Here is a 6,180-nt window from a genome sequence, read left to right as displayed (position 1 = left end):
GTTTATAACGATGCTGAACTGCGTATGAACAGATTGAGGAGTCTTGTGAGCATTCCGGATGGTGCAAAACTACTCGATATCGGAGCGGCTCAGGGGGAGTACGTCGCCGCATACCAGAAACTTGGATTAAGGGTAGTCGGCGTGGAACCGTGGGATGAAGCAAGGAAGACAGCGAGCAGACTTTCTGAGCACTTGAGTGTACCAATCGATATCAGGAAGGGTAGAGCGGAGGAACTGCCTTTCGATGACAATAGTTTTGATATAGTGTTGGCTACCTCCGTGCTGGAGCATGTCGAAAATCTCGAATCTTCGATTTCAGAGATATACCGGATCCTGAGGCCTGGTGGCCTTTTCTGGTTTAACTCTGCAAGTTCTCTCTGCCCCCTGACTTCCGAAATAACAGGTTTTCCCTTTTTCGGGTGGTATCCGAACAGACTCAAGCTGAAGATCATGAATTGGGCAAAGGTCAACAAACCCGAGCTGATCGGATATACAGAGCACCCCGCGATACATTGGTTTACACCATGGAAAGCACGCAGGATCCTGAAAAAACACGGGTTCAGGAAGGTTTACGACAGATGGGATGTCAGCAGGACAAGTACTCGCAGAGGAATTAAATCCATAGTGTTCAGGATAATTACCATGGGAAGTGCGACCAAATTTCTGGCCGATGTGCTTAGAAGGGGATGTAATTATACAGCGATAAAGTAGTATAAATGCAGTCTTAGAGAAATGCCTCACTGTCTGGTCAAGATAACTTACTTGTCGATGTGATGTTCGCAAACAGGGCATTTCGCGAGCTTCATCATCGTCTTCTTCAGGCAGTTTTTGCAGAAAGACTTACCGCACGATTCGCAAAGATAGACTTTCGCTTTGCTCCCGCATTTGTCACAGATACCTTTAGCACTCATCGCTTTTCTCCTTTTGCTCAGAAAATTAATTTATGCTGGTATTTGTCCCTGTGTTGTTGCCTTTACGCTGGGTCAAGCTTTACACAAACAGAACTGATTTTCAAGAGAATATTCCCGTTTACGAGAGCAGCGGGAAGGTCCAGACACTTATGAAATGTCCTGGTGTCAATGATCTGCGACCTGGTCCTTCTGTGAGAGTCTGTTCGGGTCAAAAAATAACCCGCCGCCAGGGGAAGGCGGCGGGCTCATGCTGAGATGTTGTAAAGGCGCCAGTTATTTCAGACCGTCGAGTACCTGGCGGATCTCATCTATGTTAGGGAGTACACCGGGGTCGTCAGAGATCCACTGGTATCGGATCTTGCCTTCGTTATCGATAACGAAAGCGGATCTTTTTGCTACACCCTTAAGGGGGCCTAACTGGGTGTGGCACGCTCCGAATTTCCGGCACACATCGGTGTTAAAATCGCTCAGCAACGAGAACGGTAATTCGAGTTCTTTCTTCCAGCTGTCCAGTACGAACGGATGGTCGACGCTTACAGCGATGACCTCCGCATCCAGGTTCTGGAATTCGTTAAAACCATCTCTAATACCGCATAGTTCTTCCGTGCAGGGCGGAGAATAGGCAAGCGGGAAAAAGAGAAGTACTATGGTTTTGCCACCAAGGTGGTCCGAGAGCTTCCAATTGCTCTCCAAAGTCTCGATAAGTTCGAAGTCGGGGGCCTGATCGCCGATCTTTATTTCACTCATGATCTATTCTCCCTTTTTCAATGTCACCCCGGTGAAGGTGCTTACAACCGTTATCAAACAGGTTTCATTCTATTTATGTATCAAATAGTTGATTTTGTCAAGTATCTTGAAGATGAAAATCACATATTTCAACAGGAATAAGGAAATTTACCCAGTGTTGAATATCCTTGACTACTGGACAGATTCAGGTACAATCCGACCCGAACCTTACGGGGAGGATGGGATGCGGATGTGTCAGAACGGTTCATTATTTTTTCTATCGCAGGAGGTGTGGTGATGAGTGGCGTAAACAAAGCTATCCTCGTCGGCAATCTGGGGCAGGACCCCGAAATGAGAGCTACTACAAGTGGTACGCAGGTTGCGAATTTCAGCCTGGCGACCAGTGAGAATTTCAAAAACCGCGAGGGAGAACGGGAAACGAGGACGGAATGGCACCGCGTCGTCGCTTTCGGAAAACTCGCCGAAATATGTGGGCAGTATCTGAAGAAAGGCAAGCAGGTCTATATCGAGGGCAGGATCCAGACGAGAAACTGGGAGGATCAGTCCGGTAACAAACGGTATTCGACAGAGATCATAGCTAACCAGATGGTCATGCTTGGCCGTGCTGGAGATGGAGGCTATTCTCCATCCGAATCACAGGAAACGCCGAACAAAGATGGCGGATCGCAGGCTCCGGCTGATGACGACGACCTGCCGTTCTAGACTGCGTCAGTGAGGAATGAGCCCTCCTCTGAGGCAACCTCACGAAAATCTGCCCGTAAAGGTTCTGCCGGGTCGGCAGGTCTCTCTGATGGGACCGGAGTCGACCCGGTTTTTTTAGTTCTGCGGAACTTTCCACTTTACTTACTGTTAAATATTTAACACCATCATGCAGAATGATGGTGGAACGATAGCATCAGGGAATCCATTTAGGGGAGGGTCAAATGAAAATAGACAGACCTGTCATTCTGAATATCCAGATTCTTGTTTCGATTTTCCTGCTCATGCTGCCGATCTTGTCGGTGCAGTTGTCAGCCCGGCCGGTCCTCGAACTGGAGGATGGGGCGCCCGTCTCGATAGGCACGATCAGGAAGATCCATTCAGAGGCTCTGGGCGACGAACGCACTTTGCTCGTGTCGCTTCCGGAGAATTATGCGGGAACGGAGTTTCGTTATCCTGTCCTCTACCTTTTGTACGGCGATCAGGTGAAGGGGTATTTCGCTGAGACGGTACACCATATTCACAGGCTTGCCAGCATGGGCGCCATCCCGGAGCTTATTATAGTGGGTGTCGCGAACGTTGAGCGATACAGGGACCTGAGACCCGTTGCGACGAGGGGGTTGTCGAGTCGTATAGACCAGTTCATCGAGTTCGTCCGCGAGGAGATGATCCCGTTTATCGACAGCGAGTACAAAACGAAGGATTTTCGTATACTGGTCGGTCCCCAGGCCGGGGCTGTATTCGGTCTCTACGTGCTTACCGGCGAATCGGATCTTTTCGATGCTTATATACTAAACAATCCCTTTGAAGCGGATAATTGCAGAGAGATATTGATGGAACGCGCAGAATCGTTTTTTGGCGCTGATCTGCCGGCATACACCTGTCTCCAGATCTCCTGCGTGACGAAGACTCTTAACCGGGAGCTTACTGAAGCGGTCGAATCTGCTCGTCGGTTTGCGGAGATGACCTCGCGCCTTGCCCCGGGAAACCTCGATCTGAACATGATCTACATAGATGATAACGAGGACTTCATTCCATCTCCGAATCAGAAGGATGGTTTGAAAAACCTCTTTGCTGATTACAAGTTTCCAGAGGACAGGAAGGTCGACCGACTCAAGGATTTCACATCCCATTACGATGCGCTTTCTGCGAAGCTAGGGTTCGATGTTGGATATCCAGAACTGCCGATGGTTTTCAAGGCGGTCGACTTGAATAGGCGAGGCAGGACAGTTGAAGCTGTCGAGATGCTGGAATTCCTGCTTGAGGAAAATCCACGTTCACTGAACGGATTATGGCAACTCGCGAATATAAAACGCGGACAGGGCGAGAGGGATGACGCCATAAAGTTGTTCAGGAGGTGTCTCGAGATCATGCCGAATATGACTCCCGCCCGCGAAATGTTGAATAGTCTCGAAGCGGAATAATAGTGAATATCTGTTGTCTTAAGGGGATCTTTCTGCAAGGATGAATCCCATGAGACCTCTACACCCAGATCGTGCAGGTGTGATGCCCTCCATGGCTGCGGCCAGGGCCGTGATCCTGTGCTGCCTGGTGGCATTGATGTCGATACCCTTCCTCCATGGCACTGCTTTTTCGATGGAATCATCCGACCCAATGAAATCTTCCGTCAAAGCCGAGCGCCCGAAGATCGGGCTCGCGCTGAGTGGCGGGGGAGCCCGGGGTCTGGCTCTTATCGGCGCGTTGAAAGTCATCGAGGAGCAGGGTATTCCCATAGACTATATTGCCGGTACGAGCATGGGGTCGATCGTCGCGGGACTCTACGCGGCCGGTCTTTCTCCCGGGGAGATAGAGCAGGTGATGCTCGATATGGACTGGGAAGACCTCTTCACCGATCACAAGAAACGCAGCGAGAGGACGTTCAGGCGAAAACAGGACAGCGGAGCCCGGTTCTTCGACTTCGAGCTGGGGATAAAGGATCTCAAACCGGTGCTGGCGCCTGGTCTGGTAGCCGGCCAGAAATTCGCTCTTGCAATTGACATTCCGGCCATCTATACGACTGACCGTCAGGATTTCGACGAATTGAATATTCCATTCAGGGCGGTCGCTACGGATCTGGAAACGGGAGAGATGGTCGTGCTCGATTCTGGCAGTCTGGTCCACGCGGTAAGGGCCAGCATGTCTATACCGGGGGTATTTGCTCCGGTCCATCTCGGTGGCAGGTATCTTGTGGACGGAGGCCTGGTCCGGAATCTTCCCGTGGATGTCGTCAAGGAGATGGGGGCGGATATCATCATCGCGATCGATGTAGGTGTGCAGATCGACGAGAACTCCGCGGGCACTATCCGTTCACTTGCTGATGTGTCGCGCCAGTCTTTTAATATCTTTCTCAAGCAGACATCGAAGGCAGTGCTGGATCTGGCGAATATCTATATTCCTCTGAGCCTCGAAGGGGTAAGCCCCGGGGATTTCGGGAACGCTGAAAACATCATCGCTACCGGAGAGGAATCGGCCAGGAGATTTATAGAAGATCTTTCTCCGTTCTCCCGGAGTAAGATGGAATATTCGCGGTTTCTCAAGAGACAACGTAGTCATCGACCCACCAGGCATCTGCCAGCTCACGAGATGATATCGGAGATCCGTATCGACAACATGACCAGGATCGACGACCGTGAGATAAAAAGAAGGTTGTCTGTAGAGGTCGGGCAGCCTTTCGACAGAGAAAGACTCAGGGCCGATTTTCTCCGTCTCTATGAACTGGGGATCTTTGAATCTGTCGATTACAGGCTTATCGAAGAGAGTGGCGAAACGGTACTTTTAATTCTGTTAAGAGAAAAATTCTATTCTCCGGACATACTCAGTCTGGGAGTCGATTATATAGATGACCTCAATGGCCGCTCTGATTTCGCCGTCCTGGCCAGGTATTCCAGGCTGGAGATGAACAGGTTCGGTGGTGATCTGCGTGCCGACCTTAGGCTGGGGTTGTCGAGAGGGATAAGTATTGAGTGGTTCCAGCCCCTCGAACCATCGCGTGTCCTGTTTATTTCTTCATCGGTGGAAGCGGTAACGAGAACAAGAAATATTTTCGAGGATGATCACAAGACAGCCGAGTACCAGGCGAGGTATGTCGGAGTGGGGATCGATGCCGGGCTGCAGATGGGCAAGTTCGCGGAATTCCGTTTCGGGATCGAGCACAGAAGGATCAACACGGTCATCGACGTGGGAAAGATCGATATTCCTGAGGAGTGGAAGACGAGGAACGCGATGAAGGCGAGTATGATCACAGATTTCCTCGACGACCCTGACTTTCCTTCCAGTGGAGGAGCTGCATCGATCAGATTCTATTCTGCCATAAAGAAATTCGGGGGAGAAGAAGAATACGAGACTCTTTCGTTCGATGGCGCTCATTTTGTCTCCATTCGAGAGCTCACATTATTCGGCACGGTCTCGGGCGGCAGCGATCTGGATACGAAGATACCGTTTGACGAAATGTTTCTTTTCGGTGGGCCTCATTCCTTCGCTGGTCTTAAGGAGGGGCAGAAGCGTGGGGGAGCATTTGCCTCGGCACGAACCGGATTCTATCTGCCTGTCGTCGAGGGAAAACTTCTTGTAGGACCCACTCTCTATATTGGGGCCTATGCTGAGGTCGGTAATGTCTGGGACACGATGGACGACGTTTCTGCCGATGACCTCGATTTCGGAGGAGCGGTTTTCGCTGGATTGAAGACGATATTCGGACCCGTCAAGATAGGATATGGAAGGACAGAAGGCGGAGACGATTCGTTCTTTCTTACAGCCGGACGCCAGTTCGGCAGTTTCTGATTATTCTGGTAATCAGGCAATCCGGTTTATATATTTTAACGTG

Annotated in this window: 6 protein-coding genes; 4 read left to right on the top strand and 2 right to left on the bottom strand. The window is 50.5% G+C overall.

The window, feature by feature from the left end; translation table 11 throughout:
* The coding region (locus KOO63_13600) for a class I SAM-dependent methyltransferase (GenBank protein ID MBU8922846.1) at positions 1-711 on the top strand (711 nt) is incomplete at its 5' end.
* A gap of 47 nt (positions 712-758) precedes the next feature.
* Here KOO63_13600 and KOO63_13595 read toward each other — a convergent pair.
* Positions 759-911 (bottom strand): hypothetical protein, encoded by a 153-nt coding sequence (locus tag KOO63_13595; protein ID MBU8922845.1) that lies wholly within the window; start codon positions 909-911, stop codon positions 759-761.
* Between the two features lie 273 nt (positions 912-1,184).
* Positions 1,185-1,658, bottom strand: coding sequence for a redoxin domain-containing protein (locus KOO63_13590; protein ID MBU8922844.1), 474 nt, complete (start codon positions 1,656-1,658; stop codon positions 1,185-1,187).
* 270 nt (positions 1,659-1,928) lie between these two features.
* Here KOO63_13590 and KOO63_13585 point away from each other — a divergent pair, with 270 nt between their 5' ends.
* The 3 genes from KOO63_13585 to KOO63_13575 all read left to right on the top strand — a co-directional run bounded on the left by KOO63_13585 (position 1,929) and on the right by KOO63_13575 (position 6,137).
* Positions 1,929-2,360 (top strand): single-stranded DNA-binding protein, encoded by a 432-nt coding sequence (locus KOO63_13585; GenBank protein ID MBU8922843.1) that lies wholly within the window; start codon positions 1,929-1,931, stop codon positions 2,358-2,360.
* 221 nt (positions 2,361-2,581) lie between these two features.
* A complete protein-coding gene (locus KOO63_13580; GenBank protein ID MBU8922842.1) occupies positions 2,582-3,781 on the top strand; it encodes a hypothetical protein in 1,200 nt (399 codons plus the stop codon).
* A 49-nt stretch (positions 3,782-3,830) separates the two neighbouring features.
* Positions 3,831-6,137, top strand: a complete 2,307-nt coding sequence (locus tag KOO63_13575; GenBank protein MBU8922841.1) for a patatin-like phospholipase family protein — start codon at positions 3,831-3,833, stop codon at positions 6,135-6,137.
* Positions 6,138-6,180: the final 43 nt, after the last annotated feature.

This window comes from Candidatus Latescibacterota bacterium (assembly GCA_019038625.1).
In the GTDB taxonomy this organism is placed as follows: domain Bacteria; phylum Krumholzibacteriota; class Krumholzibacteriia; order Krumholzibacteriales; family Krumholzibacteriaceae; genus JAGLYV01.
Note: the sequence above shows the minus strand (reverse complement) of the source record. Positions and strands in the feature narration are given on the sequence as shown.